This is a genomic window from Acidipropionibacterium jensenii, assembly GCF_005890135.1.
Lineage (GTDB): Bacteria > Actinomycetota > Actinomycetes > Propionibacteriales > Propionibacteriaceae > Acidipropionibacterium > Acidipropionibacterium jensenii.
The window spans coordinates 895,882-920,909 of the sequence record NZ_CP040635.1; the positions used below are offsets into that span (position 1 = coordinate 895,882).

Below are 25,028 nucleotides of genomic sequence, written 5' to 3' on the forward strand. Positions count from 1 at the left end.
TGGCCGTGGACAGCGAAATCCAACTGATCAATGATGGAGACGGTGTGGCGGTCATCGGAGACCCGACAACCGTCCAGACATTCCTTGATTCAGCAGGACTGCCTTCCAGAGACCTCGGACTGCAACGGCTCAAGTCTGCTCTCAACACCGGGGCCGGAGTCGCACAGGCTGGCTCAGAGATCGCCGCCAACTCGGGACGTTGGGTGAAGCTCACCGAGAAGTCGGCAAAAGCCCTCAAGCAGAACACCTTGATGAAGGGATCTGAGCGGAATGTGAGTCGTGCCGTCCTGACAAAGGACGGGAAGATCAAGGGGCTGCTCGAGATCTCGAGGACGCCCGGCGCCATGCTGACGAACCCGGCGATACTGGCCGGAGCAGCAGGGATCATGGCGCAGATGGCCATGCAGCAGACCATGGACGAGATCACCGACTACCTCGCCAAGATCGACGAGAAAGTCGACGATGTGCTCCACGCCCTGAATGACGCCGAGCTCGCGAAGGTAACCGGAGCAGGTTTCATGATCGAGGAGGCTCTCACCATTCGCGAGCATGTCGGACTGGTCTCCGGGGTCACATGGTCGAAGATGCAGGGAACGTCAGAAACGATCGCGGTGGCCGAGGCCTACGCGCTACGTCGGCTCGATGCGCTGGCTGAGAAGTTGGAGAGCAAGACCAAGGTCGACGAGCTCGCCAAGACGTCCAGGACAGTGGAGTCCGATGCTCGCAAATGGCTCACCGTGCTGGCGCGCTGCTTCCAGCTCCAGGACGGAATCTCCATTCTGGAGCTCGACCGGGTGCTGGACTCCTCTCCCGAGGATCTCGACCGACACCGTCTGGGTCTGAACACCGCTCGCAAGAAGCGACAGGATCTCATTCTGCAGACCACCGATCGCCTTCTGGATCGCATGACTGCAGCTGCCGAGAGGGCCAACACGAAGGTGATACTGCACCCGAGGCTGTCTCATGACGTGGTGGATTCCAGCAATCATGTAGCGACCGGAATCTCTGAGTTCCAGGAGCAACTCGGGATCACGCATGACCTCCTGGAACTGGAAGCGCGTCCGTGGATGGACGCGGTCGTTGAGCTGAAGGACGACGCTCTTGAGACCGGGGTTCAAGGTGTCGATGCCGCCAAGCGCTTCGGCAGCACGGCTCTCGGTCGTGCCAGATCGGTGACGGACAGGCTCTCCAGCACGGTTGCCGAACGGACCCTGCGTCGGGGCGGCGACAGCGACGACAGCGATCCGCGGGACTGACTGTCATGCTTGAAGACCTCCACGACCGCGTCGTGGCCTCACGACCGACCGCCGAGATGAACCTGGCCCGTGAGGTCGACAGCGTGATCTCCCACATGCTTGGTGACGGTAGATCCGTGATCCTCCCTGACGCCACAATCTGGACGGCTGAGGCTGCCGGGGAACTTCGCGCCAGGATCGCAGACAACCCCATACCCGGTACGCATATGAGCCAGTGGGACAAGCTCGACGTCCAGCTCCAAGGCGCCTCTCGCGATGCCGTGCTTCTTGCGGCCGAGCTGGTCTTCCTGCGCGAACACCCCCTGCACTCGAATCTGCCGGCAACACGACGAGGCCATGTCGAGCGAGTGCTCGCCCATCTCGACGTCCCCGTGACCATTCCCGAACCCATGTCTGGATGGCTGGGCCGCCCGGCGGGGGCGGCGGGACTCACGGTGGGAACCTCGTACAACAGTCACGTGTGGAAACATCTCCCTTGGCTCTCACAGTTCGTGATCCACTGGCGTGGGCTGACCGACCTCGAACGCGACGCTGCTCGCAGCGATCCGTGGACCCTGCAGCACACCATGATCAATTCCGGGGAAGACCGGTCCGATATCCGCAACATTCTGCAGTTCCTCGCGAGGCCGGACGAGTTCGAGCCCATCTCGTCGGCCGACATGAAGAAGAAGGCCCGCGATGGCCTCGCCAGTCAGATCGGCGGCTCGACGGGTGAGGACCCGGCGGCGATCGACCGCGACCTGTTCCAGATCCGCGCCGCACTGGCCCAGGACCGCGCGGAACCGTTCCAGTTCTGGACCCCCGGTGTGGAGGAACTCTGGAAAGCACACCCCACTGACTCGGAATCGTCGGCGTCCGACAGCACCGATCTGAATGAGCCCCGGCCTCGCCACTACTGGCTCTACTCTCCTGGCGCGCAGGCTTCGCAGTGGCCGGAGTTCTCGACGAACGGGATCATGGGAATCGCCTGGGATGAGCTCGGCGATTTCTCGGAATACCCCAACCGCGAATCGATCAGACAGCAGCTCGACCCCGAGGGAACGCGCGGACCGATGACGAACGACGTCCTCGCGGTGTGGCAGTTCCAGAATGAGATGGCAGTGGGTGACATCGTCTACGCCAAGCACGGTAAGAGCAAGCTCATCGGCCGAGGCGAGGTCACCTCTGACGCGCGGTACGAGCCCGAGCGCGACTCCTTCAAGAACGTCCGCTCTGTGAGCTGGGATCACATCGGATCCTGGGAGCACCCCGGCAACGCTGTCTTGAAGACACTCACCGACATCAGCGCTTACCACGACTATGTCGACACCTTGGAGGAGATCTTCGCCGACGAGTCCGAACCGGAGGAGTCCGTCGTGGTAACTCCTCTCCCCCGCTACGACAAGACGTCCTTCCTCAACGAGGTGTACCTCTCCGAGGAGCGCTACGACCGGCTGCGCAGGCTGCTCACACGAAAGAAGAATGTCATCCTCGCCGGCCCTCCCGGAGTTGGGAAGACCTACGCGGCCAAACGCCTGGCGTACTCCATCATCGGCGCCAAGGATCCCAGCCGAGTCCAGATGGTCCAGTTCCACCAGAGTTACTCCTACGAGGACTTCATGATGGGATACCGACCCACTGAGTCCGGCGGATTCACCCTCACCGAGGGGCCGTTCTACCGATTCTGCGACAAGGCCCGTGCCGACGATCCGGACCGGCCGTACTTCTTCATCATCGACGAGATCAACCGCGGCAACATCTCCAAGATATTCGGCGAACTACTCATGCTCATCGAAGCAGACAAGCGCGGCCAGGAACTGCGCCTGCTCTACAAGAATGAGACGTTCTCGGTTCCTCCGAATGTGTACATCATCGGCATGATGAACACCGCGGACCGCAGCCTCGCCGTCCTGGACTACGCCTTGCGGCGTCGCTTCGGATTCTTCCAGATGGACCCCGGCTTCAACTCCTCGGGATTCATGCGGTGGCAGCGCGAGGTCGACAGTCCAGCCCTCGACCATCTCGTGGCAGACATCATCGACCTCAATGCGGCGATCGCCGAGGACCCTGCGCTCGGATCCGGGTTCATGATCGGTCACAGCTTCCTCTGCCGCCCCACCAGCGCCGACGACGGATGGCTGGAATCCGTCGTCGAGGACGAACTCATTCCCCTGCTCGACGAGTACTGGTTCGATGAGCCGGACAGAGCCCAGGAGTGGGCGGAAAGATTGCGGAATGCGGCGTCATGACCGACCATTCCATCGTCATCCGGAATGTCTACATCATGCTGGCCTACGCCTTCGGCGCCCTGCGCAGCAAGGACGGTGACCCCATCAGTGGCGAGCGGTTCGAACACCTTCACGACCTGCTCGGGGAGATTCTCGTCCAAGGAGTCGGGGCCCAGGTGAAGCGCGGGCTGTACCGCGAGTACCGACGCCACCGCGACGAGCTGTCGACGGTACGCGGCCGAATCGACATCGGTCGCACCGTGGCGACGCTTTCGGTCACCCGCGGGCGGCTCGCGTGTCAGTTCGACGAGTACGATCCCGACACCCCGCACAACCGAGTCCTGAAGTCGGTGATCGTCCTCCTCATTCGTCACGGCGACGTGGCGCCGGCTCGCAGAGCCGCGCTGCGGCGTCTCCTCCCCTATCTGGATGCGGTCACGCTCATCGCGCCGACCTCGATCCGATGGAGCGAGCTCAACTACCACCGGGCCAACGCGAAGTACCGGCTCCTCATCGGAGTGTGCGAGCTGATCGTGCGAGGACTCCTTCCCACCCAGGAGTCCGGCCCCACAGAACTCGCCGCGTGGTTCTCCGACGACGCCATGAGCCACCTCTACGAGAAGTTCCTGCGGGAGTACTACTCCTTCCACCACCCGGAGTTCTCACCCAGTGCGGCAGCCGTCCACTGGGACTACGACGAGGCGAGTGCGCTGGGCGTCAAGCAGCTCCCCGCAATGCGTACCGATGTCACCCTCCGCAGGGGATCGCGGACCCTCATCATCGATGCCAAGTACTACGGAGAATCGATGCAATCCGGCAGGTGGGGCAAGGCGACCGTCCGCTCAGACCACCTGTATCAAGTACTGGCTTACGTGAAGAATGCCGATGTGATGCGGGACGGCTCCGTGAGCGGGCTGCTGCTCTACGCGGGGACCGACGCCCCTGATCAGCCCGGACTCGATGTCGTGGTGCAGGGGAACCGGATCGGGGCGCGATCACTCGACCTCAACCGGGAATGGCTTTCTATCCGGGCCCAGCTGGAGGGGATCACCGCCTGGCTTGGGGACTGAGGGTCCCTGCGGGTTGTGCTGCGCCCGGGCGTGACCGCGCTCTCCCGACTGTCTCACGTGAGCGCTCGGCCTCACCCCCCGGGCACCAGATCCTGTCTCTGTTGGTGCTCGTTCCCATCCCCATGGCTCTCCTCCTCCTCGTCGGCCCCTCGGCCGTGAACATTTCACTCGCGGAACCCGGCCCGCAGCATCCCGGGCGTCACACACCGCCCTTTGGCGAGTGATGCGTTCACCCAGATGCCAACCACAGCGAGCACACGAGCCACCGGAGCCCCGAAGCACCTACGGGCGGGCTCACCGGGAGCGCTCGGAAGCTTGAGGGAGTTCCCGACACACGCCGGGAGGCCCCGAACCCACCCGCGCAGATCTCACCCCACCACCCGACTTAAACACTGTTCAATAGATGTCGTAGCATCAGACCCGCCAGAGCCGGACGAGCCGGTGACTGGAACCGATGGGAGACGGCCTCGTGGGCGCTCAGACCGAATATGCGAACGAGAACAGCACATCCAACGTCGCTGCGGACGCCCCACCACGGCGCCACGGCTTCCAACCCACCGACCTGGCACTGATCGCCGTCTTCGCCGCCTTCATCGGCGCCCTGGCTCAGATCCCGCCGATCTTCGTCGTCGGCGCGGTTCCCTTCGCGATGCAGATGATCGGGGTGCTCCTGGCCCCCATGGTGCTGGGGTCCCTGCGAGCGGGTGCCGCCTGCACGCTCTACGTCGTCGTCGGAGTCCTGGGAATGCCGATCTTCGCCGGCCAGCGCGGCGGCCCGGGAGTCCTGCTCAGCGCGAGCGGCGGCTACCTCATCGCCTTCATCCCGGCCAGTTTCATCGCCGGCGCTGTGGCCACCGCCGTCCTGCGACGTCGCCCCCGCAAACCCCTTCTCATCGTGTGGCTGTACGTGGTGGCCCTGGTCAGCCTGGCGGTGATCTACCTCGGCGGGATCGTCGGCCAGATGATCAACGTCTCCCTGTCCCTGAGCGCCAGCCTCGCCGTCAACGCCCCGCTGTTCGCCCTCGACCTGGTCAAGGCGGCCTTCGCCGTCGTGCTCGCCATCGCGATCCTCACCGCCTACCCCCGGCTCCTTCCCGCCGTTCGGCATCGATGAGTCCGTCCCCCTCCACGGAACCGGTGGTCCTCAGCGCCGACCGGCGGGCACTCGACGAGTTCTGGAGCGCCCACAGACGCCACCAGCTCATCGGACTGCGTACCTCCGGCACCACCACCGGAAACGGGCGGATCATCGTCCGGACCACCGATTCCTGGGTCGACTCCTTCCCCCCGACCGCACGGATCTGTGCTCTCACAAGCGCCGACACCGTCTGGATCCCGGGACCGATGGGGGCGACCATGAATCTGTTCGCGGCCTGCCTGGCGCAGCACACCGGCGCCCGTTGGACCGTCGACGACCCCCGCTCGGCCACCGTCTGGCAGCTGACTCCGGCCAGGCTCACCAAGGTTCTCGACGCCGGTCTGCCCGGGTCCGACCGACTTCGCGGCGTCATCGTCGCCGGCGACGGACTGTCCCCGGTGGTGCGCGACCGCGCCCGGGCAGCGGGGCTGGCGGTGACGCACTACTACGGCGCGGCCGAGCTGTCGATGATCGCGATGGGCAGCTGCCGCGACGATCTTGAGCTCTTCGACCGGGTCGAGGTGAGCATCCGTTCGGGTCACATCTGGGTGCGCTCCCCCTGGCTGTCGAGGGGATATCTGCATCCCCATCCGCGCGGATCGCTGAGGGTCGACCCTGACGGTTTCGCCACCGTCGGCGACCACGGGGAGCTGGACGGACTGCATCTGACGGTGACTGGGCGCGATGGTGCGGTCACCACCGCCGGGCAGACCGTTCTCCTCGCCCCGCTTCTCGCCCGGCTGCAGCCCCTGGCGCACGGCGACGTCTTCCTGGTCGGCAGCCCGCGCGAGGGCGTCGGCGAGGTGCTCACGGCCGTGGTGACCGAGGCCGGCGACCTGCCGGTACTGCGCCGCTGGGCGCGCGCTCATCTGGAGGGGGCCGACCGACCCAGGCGATGGCTGTGCGTCCCGGACCCGCCGCTGACCGAGGCGGGCAAGATCGACATCGGCGTGCTGGGCAGGGATTCACTGAGCAGGCAATCTTCGGACGGGCGCCCTCTGGGCAGGCACGATCTGGGCAGGCACGATCTGGGCAGGAGCACTCTGGACGGGAGCAGGGAATGAGCGACGACCGACCCGTCATCATCGACGCCCTGCGCACCCCCATCGGCACCACCGGCCAGATGTTCTCGCACCTCACCACCACCGACCTGGCCGCCCCCGTGCTGAAGAGGCTGGCGGAGCGTCTGCCGCAGGGGCTGGGCACCGACGCCGTCATCCTGGGCAACATCCGCGGTCCCGGCGGCAACCCGGCCCGGCTGGCCGGCCTGGCCGCGGGTCTGGGGGTCGAGGTCCCCGCACTCACCCTGGACGACGAGTGCGGCTCGGGTCTGGCAGCGGTGGAACAGGCCTGGTACCGATGCCTGAGCCGCCCGGGGGCTGTCCTGGCGGGAGGGGTCCAGGCGGCGTCGACCCAGCCCGTGACGATGTGGCCCGGCACCGATGACCACCCTCCGCGGCGCTACGACCGGGCCCCATTCGCCCCCGCCCCGTGGGCCGACCCCGAGATGGGGCCGGCCGCAGACCGGGTCGCCGCCGAGCGCGGGATCGATCGGGCCCGGCAGGACCGCTACGCGCTGCGCTCCCACCAGCGGGCGGTCGCCACGCGCTCGGCCGGTGGGTTCGCCCCCGAGATCGTGCCGGTGGGCGGACATGTCGACGATCAGCGTCCGCGCCCCGGCTTCACGGCCCAGCGTCTCGCCCGGTTCCGTCCCGCCTTCGGACCGGACGGCACCGCGACCGCAGCGAACTCGTGCGGGATCAGCGACGGGGCCGCCGCCGTGACCATGATCGACGGCCGCACCTTCGCCGGGCTGGGCGGCAGCGGGTTGCGGGTGCTGTCGGTCGTCTCGGCGGGGTGCGACCCGGACCGGCCCGGCCTGGGGATGGTACCCGCCGTGCGTTCCGCTCTGGGCGAGGCCGGAGTGGCGGTCGACCAGCTCGACGCCATCGAGTTCAACGAGGCTTTCGCCGGACAGGTCCTGGCCTGCGCCGACGCCCTGGGAATCGGGGAGGAGCGGATCTGCCCCGATGGCGGAGCGATCGCCCTGGGGCATCCGTGGGCCGCCTCCGGGGCGGTTCTGGTCGTGCGGCTGTTCACCAGGCTCGTGCGCCAGCAGATGGGTCGCTACGGACTCGCCGGGATCTCGATAGGCGGTGGGCTGGGTTGCGCCATGGTGGTGGAGGCCTGTCAGGGCGCTGTCTCGGCCTGATCCGGGTGGGCTGCTGATTCGACGCAAGGGGCGAAAGTGCCCCTCACCCCGTTGCTTCCGGGCCTCTCGATGAACATTTCACTCGCGGAACCGCACATCTCGACCCCACAGAGCCGACACCCCGGGATGTGCGAGTGATGCGTTCACCCAGATCGCGCAGACCCTCACCCCTGCGGCCAGAAGTCCTCCGTGAGCTGCTCGGCGACATTCACCGAGTCCACCAGGGGATGCTTGGCCAGGGCCTCGAAGGCCAGACCGCGGTCATCCTCCAGAACTGCCCGGATCGCCAGCTGCTCGACCGCCTTCATCTGCATCATGAGGCCCAGCTCCGCCCCACCGGGCGGCTCGGTCGCCAACGGATGGGCACCGGCCCCATCCACCAGACATGGCACCTCGATCACTCCGTTGTCCGGGAGCGCGGCGAGGGTGTGACCGTTGCGCACGTTGAGGATCATCTCGGCCCGCTCATTGAGCGCGATCGCCCTCATCAGCGCCAGCGCCACCCGCTCGTACCCGCCGCCTGAGGTGTCTGGACGTTCCTCCCCCTCGTCGCGGGCCTCGGCCATGTAGGTGGCCTCCCGCTCGTCATGAGCTGCGGTCCACAGCTGGAATGCCCGCTCGGGGTGGGCCTTCGCCTGCTCGTAGAACCGGGCCTGCTGAGCCTGGAGGAACTCGCCCCGGGTGGCGTCGGCCGACAGGATCGAGGCGATCGCCTCGCGGGTGGAGTACCAGTAGTAGAGGTACTCGTTGGGCAGTGCCCCGAGGCGTTGCATCCACTCGATCGAGAAGACGTCGGCCTCCTCCAGGTGGGAGAGCTTGCCCGGATCGTCAAGCACCTCGGCGACCAGATCGCGGCCCCGGTACCAGGCGTGTCGCAGCCACCCCAGGTGATTGAGCCCGACGTAGTCCAGGGACAGCTCGAACTCGTCGGCCCCGTAGAGGGCGCCGACCCGCTTCCCCAGTCCCGACGGGGTGTCGCAGATCCCGATCACCCGGTTGCCCAGGACCGTCTGCATCAGCTCGGTGATGATCCCCGCCGGGTTGGTGAAGTTGATGACGAAGGCGCCGGGCGCCTCCTCGGCCACCGTTCTGGCGATCCGGAGGGCCACCGGGCCGGTCCTCAGGGCGAAGGCGATCCCGGCGGGCCCGGTCGTCTCCTGACCGAGCACTCCCAGGCCGAGGGCGGCGCGCTCGTCGTGGACCCGTCCGGGGAGGCCCCCGACCCGGATCGCGGAGAACACGAAATCGGCGCCGCGAACGGACTCCGCGAGGTCGGTCGAGGTGTGGATGGTCGGTCCGGGGCGACTCCCCCTGGCCTGGACCAGAACGTTGCGGATCACCTCGAGGCGGTCGGCCTCGGTGTCGAAGAGCCACAGATCATCGATGAGGTCACCCTGCTGGCCGAGCAGAGCCTCATGAACCAGCGGGACACGGAATCCGCCGCCACCGAGCAGAGCCAGTTTCATGCGATCATCCTCAAGCTCATCCTCCAGGTCTCATCTGCGACACCGCCGACCGACGCCGATAGTGGCGGGGCCAGTGCGCCGGTTCTCCCGAACAGCCGGGTCAGACGTGGGTGAGCTTAGCTGGGGCCGGGATGGGACGACTCGGTCCAATCGGGCTGCGCAAGCAGACGCGGTGAAGCGGAATCCAGCATGGGAGCCCGGTGCCGCGGGACCCCAGGCGAGGGCCACACCGCCAGAAACCACCCCGCGGGCACCCCCCAGCCGAGGGGCACGCCGCCGGAGCCCGGTGCCGCGGGCCCCCGGCCGACGGCCGCGCCATCGGAACTCGCCCCGCGGGCGCCCCGCCCCTCTAGGCTTCGGACATGGCGAAAGCGGAGCGTTTCCCGAAGAAGGTCTACGCGAAAGAGCTGAAGAAGCTGCAGGCGAAGCTGGTCGACATGCAGGCCTGGGTGCAGGACACCGGTGCCCGGATCGTTGTCATCTTCGAGGGCAGGGACGCAGCCGGCAAGGGCTCCACCATCAAACGGGTCAGCGAGTACCTCAACCCCCGGGTGACGAGGATCGTCGCCCTCCCCACCCCGACCGAGCGCGAGAAGACGCAGTGGTACTTCCAGCGCTACGTGGCCCATCTCCCGGCGGCCGGCGAGATCGTTCTGATGGACCGCTCCTGGTACAACCGTGCCGGGGTGGAGAAGGTGATGGGCTACTGCACCAACGACGAGTACCAGCGCTTCCTCCGCCAGGCGCCCATCTTCGAGCGGATGCTGGTCGAGGACGGCATCATCCTGCTGAAGTACTGGTTCAGTGTCTCCGACATCGAGCAGGAGGTCCGGTTCAGGTCGCGGGCCGACGATCCGATGCGCCGGTGGAAGCTGAGCCCCAATGACATGGTGTCCATCACCAAGTGGGAGGACTACTCGCGAGCCAAGGACACGATGCTGATCCACACCGACATCCCCGAGGCCCGATGGTTCGATGTCGACAACGAGGACAAGCGCCGCGGCCGGCTCAACATGATCCACCACCTGCTGAGCCAGGTCCCCTACACCGATATCGCCCGTCCGAAGATCGAGATCCCAGACCGCCCGCCCTCCAAGGGGTACGAACGGCCACCGCTGTCAGAGACCCGGCGGGTGCCCGACTTCGCGGCGACCCTGCTCTGATCCCTGGGCACCCAGTTCTGGACCCCCTGAGGATCCTGACCCCCTGAGCTCCCTGTTCTGGACCCCCTGATCGGGGCACGATTTCCCGGATGCGGTTGAGTTCTGCCACCAGGGAGCCGGCGTGCGGATAATCCACGCGGCGGCCTCCTGGTGGCAGAACTCATCACAGCCCCGATCCGGGCCCACACGAGATCTGCCACCACAGCCCCAGGCATATGGATTATCCAGCTCCCCTGCCGCTCAGTGGCAGAACTCATCACAGCCCCGATCCGGCCTCCCACGAGATCTGCCAACCCAGCCCTGGGCACATGGATTATCCAGCTACCAGGCCTCCCAATGGCAGAACTCATCCCCACCGGCGCCCCGGCACCTCGACCGAGCATCCAAGAGCCGGCCGAACGGCAGTCCTGAGGTCCAGTGGAACGGCCAGGACCAGTGGGATCAGTTGTCGGAGCGGGAGAACCGGTTGGTCATGAGGTTGCTGGCGATGAACAGCACCTTGCCGAGCAGTTCATCGGTCTGACCCTTGACCAGCTCGGCGATCTCATCGTTGGCGGCCTCCAGAGTCCGGCGGACCCCCTCCTCGCCGGACTCGCCGACTGTCCCATCAGCGCTCTCGCCAGTATCTGAAGCAGCGGCCGCACCGGAGACACCAGCTCCTGCTCCGACACCAACTCCTGCTCCGACACCAACTCCGGCTCCAGCCCCGGTTCCAGCTCCGGCTCCAGCACCACCAGCCAGGGCAGTGTCTGTCGCCCGGACACTGGCATGTCCGGTGGCCACAGTCTTCTCCTGGTAGCGCTCGATCTCGGGAATGATGTCGTTGAAGTGGGCATCGGCCAGCGCCGCGATGATCCGCTCGGCCCAGTAGAAGCTGTCGGTGCTGACCCGCCCGGTGGTGTTGGCGAGGTAGTCCGGGGTCCGGTCGACATTGGTGTACAGCGGCACCAGGGTGTTGAACGGGTTGGAGGCGAAGGCCACCCACTGCAGTGCCCTGCTGGCCTCCGGCCGGTAGGGGCGAATCTGCAGGATCGACAACTCCGAGTGCCGATTGATGCCGATCGGGCGCAGCAGGTGCCTTTCGGCCTCGGTGCCCAGCGCGGAGTACGGGTCGTACCGGGTGCCCTGGTAGTGCAGGCTCAGCACGTACTTGATGTCCTCGAGGGTGACCTTGCGCTCGGGCACCCGGCCCCACGGAATGTCATCGGAGGCCGGCGTGTACCGCGCGGTGGGCCCGTCCCAATCCTCGGCGTGCGGGTTGAGCGCCCGCTGCATGCTCCAGGCGCGCGGCGAGTTGTAGACATGGTCGGAGTCGGAGTGAGAGCCGAAGGCCTCGCGCGGATTCACCATCCCGGGCTGACCGCCCAGCGACAGGTCGAGATGGTTGTCGGCGATGAACTCTCGCAGGTCGGGGCTGGCCAGATACTCGGCCCCCTCCCCCAGGGCGTCGTCGACATCGAAGGAGTCGATGCCGAGCTGGTTCGGCATGGTCACGTACTGGTCGTCGGGGACCCGCCGGGCGATCCAGTGGTGCCCGCCGACGGTCTCCAGCCACCAGATCTCGTCGGCATCACTGAACGCCACACCGTTGGACTCGTAGGTTCCGTACTCCTCCAGCAGTGCTCCCAGCCGCAGCACACCCTCGCGGGCGGTGCGGATGTAGGGCAGCACGAGGGTGAGGAAGTCCTCCTCGCCGATGCCCCCGGCCACCGCCGCGAGATATCCCGCCTCGCCCGGGGTGCCGCTGGCCGCCTGGTACTCCACGAAGGGATCGGCTCCGAGGACGCGTTCGTTGGTGGTGAGGGTCTCGGTGGCGCTCATCGCGACATTGGCGGCGTTGATGCCGGCCTCTCCCCACACCCCCTCATCGGGGATGGCGTTCGGCGCGGCGGTGTAGCGCAGCGGGTCGTCGGGGAGGTCGATGGTGAGGTGCGCCAGGACGCTGGTGTAGCTGCGCGGCTGGTCGGCGGGGGAGACGACGACGATCCGCTTGGGATTCCACTCCCCGTTGGCCGAGTCCTCGTTACGCGCCACGATCGGCGACCCGTCGTAGCTTGCGTCCCTACCCACCAGAATCGTTGTGCAGCCCACTTCGATGACCTCTCTGTATCTCGTGTTCTCAGTAGCCGAGCCTATGTCTGCGGCTCAACGACCCACGCTGCCCCACCCCTTCTTGATGGGCAGTCCCGAGGCCCCGGACACGACCACCACACCCAGCGAGCCCCCGACCTGCAGAATCCCGACACCCACTTCGGGCGTGTCGCGATGTCGGGGTCGTTTTCGCGATGGTAGACAGGCGAGGGATGAGACTTCCGCAGCTTTCCCCAGACTTCGCCCGTCGCGCCCGACACGTCGCCTCCGGCGCGGTGGTTCTCGCCATCGTGGCCGGCGCGGGGTCGGCGGGAATCGCTCACGCCGAGTCCGACAAGGACCGCCAGAATCGTCTCGAGACCGCGCTGGCGACCTCCCAGGACTCGCTGAAGAACAGCAAGGCCGAGGCCGCAACCGCCCAGCAGAATCTCACGACCTCCCAGCAGCGCCTGGCCAGTCAGCAGGCCGTCCTCTCCCAGGCGAAGTCCGACGTCGCCATCGCCAAGCAGAAGGACACCCAGCTGGCCGTGAAGCTGGCCGCCGCCCAGGAGGCCCTCACCAAGGCCAACCAGGCGGTCGCCACCGGGAAGGCCGAGCTCGACGCCGACCGGAAGACCTACGCGACGTCGATGAACCGGCTGGTCCAGCAGTCCAGCCCGCTGCAGAGCATCGCCGTGTTCACCACGAACCTCACCACCAACGACATGAACCAGCGGACCCAGTGGTCGACGGTGGCCACCAACGTCAGCAAGGAAGCGGTCGAGGAGATCTCCCGCAAGGTCGTCACCCTGCAGGCCGCCGAGAAGGCCCAGGCCGGGGCCACCCGGCAGGCCGCCGAGCGCAAGAAGGACTCCGCGGCCCACCTCCAGACCACCCGGACCCTGGAGCAGGAGGCCGAGTCGGCCGCCGAGGCGGTCGCCGCCACGGTGAAGCTCAACGCCGCCACCGCCGCCCAGAAGCAGGCCCAGCTGGACGCCGACCGGGCCAGGACGAGTAGCCTCACCAGCCAGGTCTCCCAGGTCAAGACCTCCATCGCGAGGGCCGCAGCCCGACAGGCCGCAGCGGCCAAGGCAGAGGCCGAGGCACGACGTCAGGCGGAGGCGGCGTCCAACAAGCTGGCGACCGCCGCCGCCTCCGCCGACCGCACCCGCTCCGGCAGCGGCCAGTCCTCGTCGAGCACCGCCGGCAGCTACGGGGCCGTCGCCAACTACAACGGCGTCGACCCGTGGGGCTTCTACTGGGGCCAGTGCGTCTCCTACGCCGCCTGGAAGGTCCGCTCGACGACGAACTGGTCGAACTTCCAGAACGACACCAACGGCGTCCACTTCGGCAACGCGGTCAACTGGGGAGCCGCCGCCCGCGCCATCGGAGTGCGGGTCGACACCTCCCCCTCGGTCGGCTCGGTCGCCTGGCGGACCAGCGGGTACGCCGGCCACGTCGCCTGGGTCACCGCCGTCCACGGCGACGGGACGATCGACGTCTCCGAGTACAACTTCGAGGTTCCCGGCGGCTTCGACACCCGGTCGCGGGTGAACTGGAGCTCCGGCGGCAGCGCCGGTTTCGACGGGTTCATCCACTTCTGAGAGGTTCCCGACCTGCGCCTCAGCGACCGCTGGGCATCGCCATCGGAGACGCCTTGGACGGTCGCTCGACGGTGCTCGTCCCCTTCGAGGCCGGCGTCACATCCTGCGTGGAGCCGCCCTGCCTGGAGCCGCTGCTCTCGCCGCTCGAGGTTGGCTCGGTGGCGGGCTTCTCACCAGCGGTCGAGGACCCGGACGAGTGCTCCGGGGTGACCTCCGAGGACCCCTCGGGAGTCGGGGTGGAGGTCCCGTTGCCGGTCGGAGTCGTCGGAGTGGGCGTCGGGGTGGGATGATGCGTCTCGGGAGTCTTCGGGGTAGTCGGCCGACTCGAACCGGTCGCGGTGCCGGTCTCCGTGCCGCCGGTCTGCTTCGGCCGGGTGACGGGGGCGTCGGATCCGGGGACGGCGGGCGTCGTCCTGGTGCTCCGGCCGGGGCTGCCCGGCTGACCGGTTCCCGACGTCCGACCGGTGCGATCGGGCCTGTCTGTCGACCTCTCGGACCGCCCGTCGGCCTGCGACGAGTGGCGCGAGTCGTGGTCCGACCCGGCAGGCCCGCGCGCATCCTGGGGGCCGGCGGGCTGGGAGGTGAGGTCGACCGTGACCGTGGCCCACCGACTGAAGGCCCCCGCGGCACTGACCGAGGCCACCCGCACCCTGATGCTGTCCACCGAGTCCGGCCAGCTGAGAGTGGCCGAGGGGACGCCGACCCGGATCGGATCGCCGCCCTCGGGGTAGACCTCGAAGACCGAGGCGCCGCTGCCGGCCACCCATGCCAGGGTGAACCGGACACCGTCATTGGCCATCAGGCGAAGATTCTGGACGGGAGCCGGGGCGGCCGGTGCGCTTCCTGAGGAAAGCGCGGCAGCACTCGGAAGGGTGTCGATCCGGTGCACCGAGGTGGCGGTGTCACGCGAGCCGATGTGGACGGCAGTAGCCACGGCGGCTGTCCCGAAGGCAACAGCCGCCGCGATCAGCACAACCCAGCGGCTCCTCATAGGGAGCCATTCTATGCGAAACCCGGCCAGAACCTAAGAAATTCTCCACGGAACTCTCAGATCCGCTGGCAGCGTGGACACTCTCCCGCCGCGCACCCCTCCCCTCGGGCCATGACGGCGCCTCGCCCGGGAGCGGGGACGGCCCCGATCAGCTGAACTGGTAGGAGTCGTAGCCCTTGCCCAGCGCCTCGGCAGCGAAGATCCACGAGCCCCCGTCATGGCCGAAGTCATTGGTGCAGATCAGCAGGGTCGAGGTGCCCGGGATGATCATCGGATGGGTGGAACGCCGGTTGCGCCCCTGCTCCCGGTCGGGCAGCAGGATCTGCTTGGCCAGCACTCCCTCGGGGGTGAAGCACAGCACCCGACCCTGCTCGTACATCGCGACGTACAGGTTGCCGTCGGCGTCGATCGAGCAGGAGTCCGGACCCTCCAGGCCCGAGAAGGTGTAGGGCACCGAGGTGCCGTAGGGCGGGATGGAGACGCGGTCGTCGCCGAGCTGGATGAAGTGCAGCCGGTTGGCGGCCATCTCGGTGACCCACAGCCGGTGCTCATCGGGGGACAGCGCCAGGCCGTTGGGGGTGGCCAGGTTCGGCACCACGGCGGTGATCTGTGAGCCGTCGACCGGTCCTGCCCCGAGGGCATCGCCGGACACGTGGTAGATCCCGCCGGTGGGATCGAACACCGGGCCGGTGAAGTCGGAGAAGTAGAAACCGCCATCGGAGTCGAAGACCATGTCATCGGGGACGTAGCCGAGCTCGGGGCCGACGATGGTCTCGAGCTCACTGCCGTCGGGAGCCATCGCCACGATCGACCCGTTGTCGCGCATATTGGCCAGGCAGCAGACGAACAGCCGGCCGTCCCGGTGGATCTTGAGAGCCGCGGGATTCTCCCCGGTGAGGGTGGCCAGCACGGTGAGCTTCCTGCCGGTCATCTCCAGCTTGTAGACATTGCCCTCGAAGACGTCGACGAGGTGCAGATCGCCGGCCCGGTCGAAGCACAGTCCCTCGAGCTGCTTGTTCTCCGGGCTCACCTGGAACCAGGGTTCGGCCACCTCGGCGGGGACCTCTCGCTCGCTGCACGGGATCCCGGACAGTTCCTTGACGCTCATCGGTTCTCCACTCGGTTGCTGACATCTGGGTTGGACGCCGGGGCCGGCCGCTGGCCCGCGGCCGGCGTCGGCGACGACGCCATCGGCATCGGCGGTCCGCCCACGCAGACCGTTGCCAGCCTAGCCTCGGTATTTCATCGTTGAGTGTGCGAGGGGTGGTCGCCGGGTAGGCGAAAGTGCTCCTGACTTGGCAGGATAGGGCTTGTTGAGAGTACCAATCCGTCAAGGTCGAGGAGCACCTTCATGGTGAAGAGTACCGGCTCGTACCCGCGTGTCCATGTCGATACCGCGCCGGTGGCTGCTGTCGGCCAGGCCGGTGGCATCCTGCTGGTCGAGACGATCCGCGCCGCCGGCCTGGACCGAGACCTGTCGGCGGCCCTGGCCCGGTGGGTCAAACCGTGGGCGACCCATGATCCGGGCAAGATCCTGTGCGATCTGGCCCTGTCGTTGGCGACCGGAGGTGACTGCCTGTCCGACCTGGCCCAGATCCGCGCCGAGCCCGGCATCTACGGGCCGGTGGCCTCCGATCCCACGGTGTCCCGGCTGATGAGCCTGCTGGGCGCTGACGCCGACCGGGCCGAGAAAGCCATTGCGAAGGCCCGCAAGACGGCCCGCGCCAGGGTGTGGGCCCTGGCCGGAACTCACGCCCCTGACGCTCACCTCTCGGCGGCTGATCCGTTGATCATCGATGTGGATGCGACCCTGGTCACCGCCCATTCCGAGAAGGAGGAGGCGGCCCCGACGTTCAAGAAGGGCTTCGGCCACCACCCGTTGTGCGCGTTCATCGACCACGGTCGGACCGGCTCGGGTGAGGCCGCGGTGATCATGTTGCGCCCCGGCAACGCCGGGTCGAACACGGCCGCCGACCACAAGACGGTGATCTGCCAGGCGCTGGACCAGGCCGGGGTCGGATCGCGGCCCGGCCGCACAGTCCTGATCCGTATCGACGGGGCAGGATCGACCCACCAGACTCTCGCCGAACTGATGCGCCGCCGGGTCTCGTACTCGGTCGGGTTCACCCTTCCCACCGACACCCCAGACCTGTACGCCCAGATCCCCGAGAGTGTCTGGACACCTGCCTACAACAGCGATGGTGACGTGCGCGAGGGCGCCGACGTCGCCGAGTTCACCGGCCTGCTGGACCTGACGGGCTGGCCTGAGGGTATGCGGATCATCGTGCGCCGGGAACGCCCGCATCCGGGTGCCCAGCTGCGCTTCGACGATGTCGAGGGCTACCGGCTGACGGCCTTCGCCACCAACACGAGGACAGGCCAGCTGGCCGATCTGGAGGTCCGGCACCGCCGAAGGGCCCGGTGTGAGGACCGGATCCGTAACGCCAAGGACACCGGTCTGGTCAACCTCCCGCTCCACGGCTTCGGCCAGAATCGCATCTGGTGCCAGATCGTCGCGATCGCGTGTGATCTGCTGGCCTGGATGGGGCTGCTGGCCCATCCCAGATCAGACACGCGCCGGTGGGAGCCGAAGAAGCTGCGGCACCGGCTGTTGTCGATCCCGGCCACCCTGGCCCGCACCGGGCGGCGCACCGTGCTGCACGTCTCAGACCGCCACCGATGGGCCGACACCGTCGTCGCCGCTGTCGGAACCCTGCGGGGCCTGCCCGCCCCCGCCCGATAGCTGCCGAGCGACCACACCCACCACGACCTGGAAGAACTCCTTCGGCCTGGACCGCCCGGCCCCCGCACCGACATGCGGCGAACCGTCACACCCGCATGCCAGAATCACCCCCAGTTCGACGGCGCCGCCACCGAACCCTCAGCCAGCCGCCACCCATGAAAGATCGAGGCTAGGCGATCGGTGTGCCCGTCGCCGACGGCGCCTTTGATCGGAGCCGATCGGTGGGTACTGTGCCCATAAGGCGGTCCCGATCCAATGGCAATGAAATGCGTCTCGGGGGACGGTGATGGGGGCATCATGATGGCACTGGAATATGGTCGTACCAATTTCTCGACGAGCGCGCGATCTCTGATTTCTGAGGACTCCGCGCACTCCGAACCAGGAATTCCCAGCGATCTCCGTACACCGGAATCGATCCGGCAGCGTGGCCGACACCGAACTCTTGGTGAGCGCCTCGTCACCTGGATATCAGATGAAGGACCGACCAGCCCGATATCCGGACCTCCTGGCCCACGGCACAGATCCGGGGAGCAGCGCATTCCGGAAACCACCCACCACACCGAAGGCGGCATTTCATGACATCCGACCAGCAGCGTCCCGACCCCGAGGCACCCGACCAGCAGCGTCCCGACCCCGAGGCACCCGGCCAGCAGGGGGACTTCCTCACCACCTCCCAGGGTGCCCGCCTGCGCGACACCGACCACTCCCTCAAGGCCGGTGCCCGCGGCCCGGTCCTGCTCCAGGACCACCATCTGCGGGAGAAGATCACCCACTTCGACCATGAGCGCATTCCCGAGCGGGTGGTCCATGCCCGCGGGGCCGCCGCGCACGGCGTCTTCGAGAGCTACGGGACGGCCGAGGAGGTGACCTCGGCGGCCTTCCTGCGCAAGGGAGCGATCACCCCGACCTTCACCCGGTTCTCCACCGTCCTGGGCTCGCGCGGCTCGGCCGACACGGTGCGCGACACCCGGGGTTTCGCGACGAAGTTCTACACCGAGGAGGGCACCTTCGACCTGGTCGGCAACAACATCCCGGTGTTCTTCATCCAGGACGGCATCAAGTTCCCCGACATCATCCATGCCGCCAAGCCCCATCCCGACCGGGAGATCCCCCAGGCGCAGTCGGCCCATGACACTTTCTGGGACTTCGTCTCGCTGCACCCCGAGGCCCAGCACCACACCCTGTGGAATATGTCGGACCGCGGGATCCCGCGCTCCTACCGGATGATGGAGGGTTTCGGGATCCACACCTTCCGGCTCATCGGCCAGGACGGCCGGACCTCCCTGGTCAAGTGGCACTGGAAGCCACGCCTGGGCGTCCACTCCCTCACCTGGGAGGAGGCGCAGATGGTCTCCGGCATCGATCCGGACTTCCACCGCCGCGATCTGGCAGACGCCATCGACGCCGGCTCCTTCCCGCAGTGGGAGCTGGGTATTCAGGTCTTCCCCGACAACGAGGAACAGAGTTTCGAGGGGATCGACCTGCTGGACCCGACCAAGTTCGTTCCCGAGGAGCTGGCGCCGGTCCAGCTGGTCGGCAGGCTCACCCTCAACCGCAATCCTCGCAACTACTTCGCCGAGACCGAGCAGGTGGCCTTCCATCCGGGCAATCTTCCGCCCGGCATCGACGTCACCGACGACCCGCTGCTGCAGGTGAGGCTGTTCTCCTACCAGGACACCCAGCTCACCCGGCTGGGCGGTCCCAACTGGAACCAGCTGCCGATCAACCGGCCGCACGCGCCGGTCGACGACATGCTGCGGGACGGGTACGGGCAGCAGGACATCCACCAGGGCATCGCCCCCTACCGACCCAACAGTCTCGGCGGGGGCTGCCCGTTCACCGCCGGTGACGCCGACCGGCCGTTCACCGATGCCCCGGTGCACATTCCCGAGACGGTCAAGAACCGCGAGCTGTCGGCCAGCTTCGCCGACCACTACTCCCAGGCGAGGCTGTTCTGGACGAGTATGACGCCGGTGGAGCGCCAGCACATCGTCGGCGCCTACTCCTTCGAGCTGAGCAAGTGCCGGGTCCCGGAGGTCCGTCGGCGCCAGCTCGAGTGCCTGGCCAGGATCGACGCGGATCTGTGCCAGCAGGTGGCCGACGCCCTGGGGGAGGACGCCCCCGCCCCCGACCAGCCATTGGCCGAGGTGACGCCGAGTCCGGCGTTGAGCCAGCTGGGCAGCCGCTGGCCGGTGGACGGCCGCATGATCGGCCTGGTCGTCGGATCCGATCAGGACCGGGCGGAGCTCGACGCGGTCCTCGGATGGATCGACGAGCACTCCATGACGCCGGTCCTGGTGGCACCGCACGGTGGATCGGTGGCGGGCCATCCGGTCGACGAGACCTTCGCCACCGCCCGCTCGGTGCAGTTCGACGCGCTGCTGCTGGCCAGCGACCCCGTCGCCACCCCCGACCCGGACCAAAAGGCCGATGCCCCGGCACCCTCGGGCCATGATCCGCGGATCACCCTGATGGTCGAGGAGTGCTGGCGCCATGCGAAGGCGATCGGGGCCTGGGGTCAGGGCCGGCGAGTGCTGGACGAGGCGGTGGAGGCCGGCCCCGGCGTCGTCGAGGACCAGCAGCCCCCCGCCGTCCTGTCGGCGGTCACCGAGCTGCTGGCAGCACACCGCGTCTGGGAGCGCTTCACCCCCGAACTGCCGGCTACCGGATCCACCGATCCGACCGCCCGGCCCTGAGCGGTGACGCGTGACCTGCGCCGGCAGACCAGGACGGCTCGGGTCCGACCGGGGGCTAGGCCGGCTCCGCCTCCTCCGGCGGGAAGGCCTGGTGCTCCGGTAGCGCGGGCAGCGGTGCGACGACGACGTCGTGGATCTTCCAGTCCAGACCCCGCAGGGTCTCGACCAGATCGGCGCACCGCTGCACCGAGAGCTGCCGAGGATCTGTCGGCACCACGAAGACCTCGACGTGGAACAGATGCCCCTCGTCACGGACCCGGCTTCTCACGGCGTCCACCCACGGCTGGCTTGCAGCCACGTCGTCGATCCGTCGCAGCAGCGGATGCGGGCGGGCGTCGTCGAAGGTGCGCGCCCGCCGGTCGGTGAGCCCCCCGATCGCCGAACGCAGGTTCGACACCCCGTCACGCACGATCCCCGCAGACACCACGACGGCGGCCGTGGCATCGGCCCACCACCAGCCCAGACCGACTCCCAGCACGCCGACGATGGTGGCCAGAGCCGAGGTCCAGTTGGCCCGGCTCATCGCCGCGTCCGCGTAGAGCACCTTGTCGTGCAGCGGCTCGGCGAGTTTCATCTTGAAGTGTCCGAGCACGATCGGCGAGACATTGGTGACAGCCATCACGACGACCATCAGCCAGCCGGCCCACAGCGCGTGGCCACCGATCACCACGATGCCGATCGGCGGCCGTTCCACCGTCACCAGGCTGATCAGCGAGTCGACCGCCAGATAGCCTCCCATCGCGAGCAGCGCCGTGGCGGCGACCAGATGGGCCACGCCGATGGAGCGGTGGAAGCCGTAGGGGTGGTCGGCGCTGGGACTCCTGCGGATCCGGTGGCTGGCGACCAGGAACGCGGCCGGCGGCAGCAGGGACAGCGCATCGTCGATCCAGGCCACCTTCATCGCCTGGGACTGGCCCGAGACCACGCCCACCAGCACAGCGATCACCAGCTGAGAGGCCACTGTCAGCCATTCCAGCCGGATCGCAGCCCGCAGGGTGCGCTGGAGCGGCTCGGGGAGTTCGCGTCCGTCACCGGTGCCGCGAGAGCCAGCCGTCATCGCCGGTCCTGATGCGCCAGGAACCGTTCCAGCGAGACGAGCAGGGCATTCTCTCCCGGCCGGGTCGCCATCACCAGCTTCACGGAGTCGCCGTTCGGGCTCTGCACGGTGGCATAGGGCCTGGTGAAGGCCATCTTCTCGGTCCACGGCGAGCTCGCGGTGAGGCCGCCGATCACGACATCGAGCTGACCCCCGTCGATCTCCTCGGCCAGCACGCTCTCGGCGCCGACCCGCCACCGCACCGTGGCGCCGATGCTGGCGGCGTAACTCTCCACGAGCCGTGCCTCCGAACCGCCCACCTCGCCATCGGCGCCCACCTCGGTCCACGGCGGGTTGGCAGAGACACCCACTCGCAGGCTGCCACCGGTGGCCGCGCGCAGCGAGCCATGGGTGTCGCGGGGGTACTGGGCCCCGCAGCCGGCCCCGACCACCAGGACCACTGAGGCGAGCAGGGCGATCGCCGCTCGCTGCGCCCATCGTCGCGTCATCCTCGCCCCTCGCTACTCCATCCCCGGATCGTCGCACAGTACCGGAACTCCCGTTCACCAGGAAGTCGTCAACACCGTGCTTCACCGGCCCGATCCGCGACCTCGCGTGCGCGATAGCCAGGAAATTCACTGAGTGCCCTGCGCGGTCGATGCGCGACCTCTCACCCCTATGGGTGAGGCCGTCAGACCCTGGCCTGCGTATCCTAGTTGATATCTCGACGAGAACGTCGCGGAACAATGACCGTCCGCGTTTCGCCCGCCAGTGGCACACGACCGAGGAATTCGCGGTGGATGCCACATCTCGTGGAGTGGTTGGACCCCCAATGAGATGACATGTCCCGTTGGGAGGAGAAGCACGGAGAGGAGTACACCATGGCTGACAAGAACAACTCAGGCCAGTTCGGCAATCGCTCGGACACCGAGGTGCAGGCCCGTAAGGGCGGCGAGCAGAGCACCGGAAAGTTCGGTGAGAAGAATGCCGCCGACCCCAGCGAGGCCGGCCGGCAGGGAGCCGAGGCTCAGCCCCACGCGGCGAAGGTCGAGGGTGGCAAGCACAGCCACGACGGCAACTGATCCCTGTTAACCCTGCGTTCCAATTGCGTGCCCGGAGGTCGGGAAAGACCTTCGGGCACGCTCCTTCGAGAAAGGCCAGCACATGACTGATGAGACCCAGCTCACCTTCCAGAACCCGGTCACCCGTTACCCGTCCATCTCACCGCCCGAGCAGTCCCAGCAGGAACCCGGCCTGGACCTGCGGCTGGACCCTCCCGCCGACCGTGGCGAGCAGAGCTACCGGGGCACCGGACGACTGGAGGGCCGCAAGGCCCTCATCACCGGCGCCGACTCCGGAATCGGGGCTGCGGTCGCCATCGCCTTCTCACGAGAGGGTGCAGATGTCGCGATCTCCTACCTGCCGGCCGAGGAGCAGGACGCGCTGAGGATCGCTGAGCTCATCAAGGGGGCCGGACGACGCGCCGTCGCGATCCCCGGCGATCTCGCCGAGGCCACCTTCTGCTCAGATCTGGTGGAGAAGGCGGCATCGGAGCTCGGAGGCTTGGACGCGCTGGTCAACAATGCCGGCAAGCAGATCTCCGTGGAGCGTCTGGAGGACCTCACCGACGACCAGCTCACTGCCACCTTCGAGGTCAACATCCTGGCCCAGTTCCGTATCGCACGGGCCGCGCTGCCCCACCTGGTCCCCGGTTCCACCATCGTCAACACGACGTCGATCCAGGCCTACCAGCCGAGCTCGCACCTCCTCGACTACGCCTCCACCAAGGCGGCCATCAACAACTTCACCAAGGGGCTTGCCCAGCAGCTGGCCCCGCAGGGGATCAGGGTCAACGCAGTGGCGCCCGGTCCGATCTGGACACCGCTCCAGGTATCGGCGGGCCAGCCCACCGAGGCGCTGCCCTCCTTCGGTCAGAACACCCCCCTGGGCAGGGCCGGCCAGCCCACCGAGCTGGCACCCGCCTATGTCTTCCTCACCTCTGCCGAGTCGAGCTACGTGGTGGGCGAGACCCTCAACGTCAACGGCGGCAGCCCGACGCCCTGACCCGACGGCGGCCGACGGGGATCGCCGACCGCCCCGACCAGCCATCACCGGTTCCGCCGGAACCGCCGTCAAGGAGAGCAGATGAGACACTACGACTACCTGATCGTGGGCGGCGGGATGGCCGCGGACGCTGCTTCACGGGGCATCAGGGAGCTCGACGTCGCGGGGGCACTGGGAATCCTCAGCGCGGACATCGATCCCCCCTACGCGCGTCCGGCGCTGAGCAAGAGGCTGTGGACCGACATGCACTTCCCGTGGCACCGCGCCCTACTGGACACCCAGCAGGCCACCGGCGCAGACCTACAACTCCAGACCAGAGTGACACGGATTCTCCGGACGGACCAGCAAGTCGTCACCGCCGCGGGCGAGACGATCGGCTACCAGCGCCTGCTGCTGGCCACCGGGCTCGTCCCGAGGACGTTGCCCGATGCTGAGTCCGGAACGGTGATCTACTACCGCAGCGCCGAGGACTACCGCCGGCTGATGAGTCTGTCGCTGTACCGTGACAGCTTCCTGGTGATCGGTGGCGGGTACATCGGTGCGGAGCTCGCCGCGGCCCTGGTCGGGCACGGCCGGCGGGTCACCCTCGTGCTGCCGGGTCAGATGCTGGGAGACACGATGTTCCCCGCCGACATCGCCCAGGAGTACCACCAGGAGTTCGCCGACGCCGGAGTCCGTCTCATCACCGGCCACCGGGTCCGCCAGGTGCGACGCAGCGGCCCCTGCGAGGACGGTCTGCAGGTGGGCGTGACAGCTGTCCTCGACGACGGCCGCGAGATCACCGCCGATGCCGCGGTGGCCGGTCTGGGAGCGGTACCCGACCTCCACATGGCGCGCGAGGCCGGGCTGAGTGTCGACGACGGAATCATCGTCGATGCTCACCTCAGGACGTCCGACCCGTCGATCTGGGCCGCCGGCGACATCGCCCGTTACCGCGACGCCGTTCTGGGACCCGCCCGGGTGGAGCACGTCGACAACGCCCAGACGATGGGCCGAGCCGCCGGGCGCGCGATGGCCGGCGACCCCGAGCCCTACGACTACACCCCGTACATCTACTCCCGGGTGCTGGGCATCGACTGGCAGGCGATCGGCAAGCTGGACCCCTCCCTGGAGACTCTCACGACCACAATGCGCGACGGCGGACGCGTCGTCGCCTACATTCGTGACGGCCGGACAGTCGGGGTGCTGCTGTGGCAGATCGCCGACGGACTCGACGCCGCCAGATCGTTGCTGACTCGACGGATCGTGAGTCCGGCCGACCTGGAGTCTGCTGTCCGGCGGTGAGGCCGCCGGACAGCGGCGCTGTGCCCGG

At 67.7% G+C, this 25,028-nt stretch carries 19 protein-coding genes; 13 read left to right on the forward strand and 6 right to left on the reverse strand.

Features of this window, described 5'->3' with window-relative positions; all coding sequences use genetic code 11:
- Positions 1-5 precede the first annotated feature (5 nt).
- The 6 genes from FEZ32_RS03920 (at position 6) to FEZ32_RS03945 (ending at position 7,883) form a co-directional block, all read left to right on the forward strand.
- Entirely contained in the window at positions 6-1,256 is a 1,251-nt protein-coding gene (locus tag FEZ32_RS03920; protein ID WP_097799606.1) for a hypothetical protein, read from the forward strand.
- A 56-nt stretch (positions 1,257-1,312) separates the two neighbouring features.
- Positions 1,313-3,484: an AAA family ATPase gene (locus tag FEZ32_RS03925; protein WP_138679981.1), complete on the forward strand. Its 2,172-nt coding sequence runs from the start codon at positions 1,313-1,315 to the stop codon at positions 3,482-3,484.
- Positions 3,481-4,533, forward strand: a complete 1,053-nt coding sequence (gene mcrC, locus FEZ32_RS03930) for a 5-methylcytosine-specific restriction endonuclease system specificity protein McrC (protein WP_138679982.1) — start codon at positions 3,481-3,483, stop codon at positions 4,531-4,533. Before FEZ32_RS03925 ends, mcrC begins: the two co-directional genes overlap by 4 nt.
- Positions 4,534-5,095: 562 nt before the next feature.
- Positions 5,096-5,647, forward strand: coding sequence for a biotin transporter BioY (locus FEZ32_RS03935; protein ID WP_028703735.1), 552 nt, complete (start codon positions 5,096-5,098; stop codon positions 5,645-5,647).
- Positions 5,644-6,735, forward strand: coding sequence for an acyl-CoA synthetase family protein (locus FEZ32_RS03940; RefSeq protein ID WP_138679983.1), 1,092 nt, complete (start codon positions 5,644-5,646; stop codon positions 6,733-6,735). Before FEZ32_RS03935 ends, FEZ32_RS03940 begins: the two co-directional genes overlap by 4 nt.
- Entirely contained in the window at positions 6,732-7,883 is a 1,152-nt protein-coding gene (locus FEZ32_RS03945; RefSeq protein WP_138679984.1) for a thiolase family protein, read from the forward strand. The genes FEZ32_RS03940 and FEZ32_RS03945 overlap by 4 nt, the downstream gene beginning before the upstream one ends.
- Before the next feature lie 164 nt (positions 7,884-8,047).
- On the opposite strand, the gene FEZ32_RS03950 is transcribed toward FEZ32_RS03945, so the two are convergent.
- The gene (locus tag FEZ32_RS03950) at positions 8,048-9,349 is read right to left on the reverse strand and encodes a family 4 glycosyl hydrolase (RefSeq protein ID WP_138679985.1); all 1,302 of its coding nucleotides are present in this window, start codon (positions 9,347-9,349) and stop codon (positions 8,048-8,050) included.
- A 362-nt stretch (positions 9,350-9,711) separates the two neighbouring features.
- Here FEZ32_RS03950 and ppk2 point away from each other — a divergent pair, with 362 nt between their 5' ends.
- Positions 9,712-10,512 carry a polyphosphate kinase 2 gene (gene ppk2 / locus FEZ32_RS03955; protein WP_097799612.1) on the forward strand — a complete coding sequence of 267 codons (801 nt, stop codon included), beginning with the start codon at positions 9,712-9,714 and terminating at the stop codon, positions 10,510-10,512.
- A gap of 441 nt (positions 10,513-10,953) precedes the next feature.
- Here the strand turns inward: ppk2 and FEZ32_RS03960 are convergent, their stop codons facing one another.
- Positions 10,954-12,582, reverse strand: coding sequence for a C69 family dipeptidase (locus FEZ32_RS03960; RefSeq protein WP_244937899.1), 1,629 nt, complete (start codon positions 12,580-12,582; stop codon positions 10,954-10,956).
- Between the two features lie 233 nt (positions 12,583-12,815).
- Here FEZ32_RS03960 and FEZ32_RS03965 point away from each other — a divergent pair, with 233 nt between their 5' ends.
- The gene (locus FEZ32_RS03965; protein ID WP_138679987.1) at positions 12,816-14,186 is read left to right on the forward strand and encodes a CHAP domain-containing protein; all 1,371 of its coding nucleotides are present in this window, start codon (positions 12,816-12,818) and stop codon (positions 14,184-14,186) included.
- 19 nt (positions 14,187-14,205) lie between these two features.
- Here the strand turns inward: FEZ32_RS03965 and FEZ32_RS03970 are convergent, their stop codons facing one another.
- Both FEZ32_RS03970 and FEZ32_RS03975 read right to left on the reverse strand, forming a co-directional pair.
- Complete coding sequence (locus FEZ32_RS03970) at positions 14,206-15,120, reverse strand: hypothetical protein (protein WP_126412697.1); 915 nt, start codon at positions 15,118-15,120, stop codon at positions 14,206-14,208.
- Between the two features lie 205 nt (positions 15,121-15,325).
- Positions 15,326-16,285, reverse strand: coding sequence for an SMP-30/gluconolactonase/LRE family protein (locus tag FEZ32_RS03975; protein ID WP_138679988.1), 960 nt, complete (start codon positions 16,283-16,285; stop codon positions 15,326-15,328).
- A 243-nt stretch (positions 16,286-16,528) separates the two neighbouring features.
- Between FEZ32_RS03975 and FEZ32_RS03980 the strand changes: the two genes are divergently transcribed.
- Positions 16,529-17,920, forward strand: a complete 1,392-nt coding sequence (locus FEZ32_RS03980; protein WP_138679989.1) for an IS1380 family transposase — start codon at positions 16,529-16,531, stop codon at positions 17,918-17,920.
- A gap of 575 nt (positions 17,921-18,495) precedes the next feature.
- The gene (locus FEZ32_RS03985) at positions 18,496-20,616 is read left to right on the forward strand and encodes a catalase (protein WP_138679990.1); all 2,121 of its coding nucleotides are present in this window, start codon (positions 18,496-18,498) and stop codon (positions 20,614-20,616) included.
- A 55-nt stretch (positions 20,617-20,671) separates the two neighbouring features.
- Here FEZ32_RS03985 and FEZ32_RS03990 read toward each other — a convergent pair whose 3' ends face one another.
- Entirely contained in the window at positions 20,672-21,673 is a 1,002-nt protein-coding gene (locus FEZ32_RS03990) for a cation diffusion facilitator family transporter (RefSeq protein WP_028703907.1), read from the reverse strand.
- Positions 21,670-22,161: a transporter substrate-binding domain-containing protein gene (locus FEZ32_RS03995; RefSeq protein WP_138679991.1), complete on the reverse strand. Its 492-nt coding sequence runs from the start codon at positions 22,159-22,161 to the stop codon at positions 21,670-21,672. Before FEZ32_RS03995 ends, FEZ32_RS03990 begins: the two co-directional genes overlap by 4 nt.
- A gap of 372 nt (positions 22,162-22,533) precedes the next feature.
- On the opposite strand from FEZ32_RS03995, the gene FEZ32_RS04000 reads away from it, so the two are divergent.
- From FEZ32_RS04000 to FEZ32_RS04010, 3 genes are all read left to right on the forward strand, one after another.
- The gene (locus tag FEZ32_RS04000) at positions 22,534-22,734 is read left to right on the forward strand and encodes a hypothetical protein (RefSeq protein WP_138679992.1); all 201 of its coding nucleotides are present in this window, start codon (positions 22,534-22,536) and stop codon (positions 22,732-22,734) included.
- A gap of 82 nt (positions 22,735-22,816) precedes the next feature.
- Positions 22,817-23,716, forward strand: a complete 900-nt coding sequence (locus FEZ32_RS04005) for an SDR family oxidoreductase (protein ID WP_138679993.1) — start codon at positions 22,817-22,819, stop codon at positions 23,714-23,716.
- 81 nt (positions 23,717-23,797) lie between these two features.
- Positions 23,798-25,000: an NAD(P)/FAD-dependent oxidoreductase gene (locus FEZ32_RS04010; RefSeq protein ID WP_097828545.1), complete on the forward strand. Its 1,203-nt coding sequence runs from the start codon at positions 23,798-23,800 to the stop codon at positions 24,998-25,000.
- Positions 25,001-25,028: the final 28 nt, after the last annotated feature.

What these genes read in the sequence shown, in the direction of transcription:
- FEZ32_RS03925 (WP_138679981.1), top strand. Translation starts at nt 1,313, where the DNA reads ATGAACCTGGCCCGTGAGGTCGACAGCGTGATCTCCCACATGCTTGGT.
- mcrC (WP_138679982.1), top strand. Translation starts at nt 3,481, where the DNA reads ATGACCGACCATTCCATCGTCATCCGGAATGTCTACATCATGCTGGCC.
- FEZ32_RS03940 (WP_138679983.1), top strand. Translation starts at nt 5,644, where the DNA reads ATGAGTCCGTCCCCCTCCACGGAACCGGTGGTCCTCAGCGCCGACCGG.
- FEZ32_RS03945 (WP_138679984.1), top strand. Translation starts at nt 6,732, where the DNA reads ATGAGCGACGACCGACCCGTCATCATCGACGCCCTGCGCACCCCCATC.
- FEZ32_RS03950 (WP_138679985.1), bottom strand. Translation starts at nt 9,349, where the DNA reads ATGAAACTGGCTCTGCTCGGTGGCGGCGGATTCCGTGTCCCGCTGGTT.
- ppk2 (WP_097799612.1), top strand. Translation starts at nt 9,712, where the DNA reads ATGGCGAAAGCGGAGCGTTTCCCGAAGAAGGTCTACGCGAAAGAGCTG.
- FEZ32_RS03965 (WP_138679987.1), top strand. Translation starts at nt 12,816, where the DNA reads ATGAGACTTCCGCAGCTTTCCCCAGACTTCGCCCGTCGCGCCCGACAC.
- FEZ32_RS03975 (WP_138679988.1), bottom strand. Translation starts at nt 16,285, where the DNA reads ATGAGCGTCAAGGAACTGTCCGGGATCCCGTGCAGCGAGCGAGAGGTC.
- FEZ32_RS03980 (WP_138679989.1), top strand. Translation starts at nt 16,529, where the DNA reads ATGGTGAAGAGTACCGGCTCGTACCCGCGTGTCCATGTCGATACCGCG.
- FEZ32_RS03985 (WP_138679990.1), top strand. Translation starts at nt 18,496, where the DNA reads ATGACATCCGACCAGCAGCGTCCCGACCCCGAGGCACCCGACCAGCAG.
- FEZ32_RS03990 (WP_028703907.1), bottom strand. Translation starts at nt 21,673, where the DNA reads ATGACGGCTGGCTCTCGCGGCACCGGTGACGGACGCGAACTCCCCGAG.
- FEZ32_RS03995 (WP_138679991.1), bottom strand. Translation starts at nt 22,161, where the DNA reads ATGACGCGACGATGGGCGCAGCGAGCGGCGATCGCCCTGCTCGCCTCA.
- FEZ32_RS04000 (WP_138679992.1), top strand. Translation starts at nt 22,534, where the DNA reads ATGGCTGACAAGAACAACTCAGGCCAGTTCGGCAATCGCTCGGACACC.
- FEZ32_RS04005 (WP_138679993.1), top strand. Translation starts at nt 22,817, where the DNA reads ATGACTGATGAGACCCAGCTCACCTTCCAGAACCCGGTCACCCGTTAC.
- FEZ32_RS04010 (WP_097828545.1), top strand. Translation starts at nt 23,798, where the DNA reads ATGAGACACTACGACTACCTGATCGTGGGCGGCGGGATGGCCGCGGAC.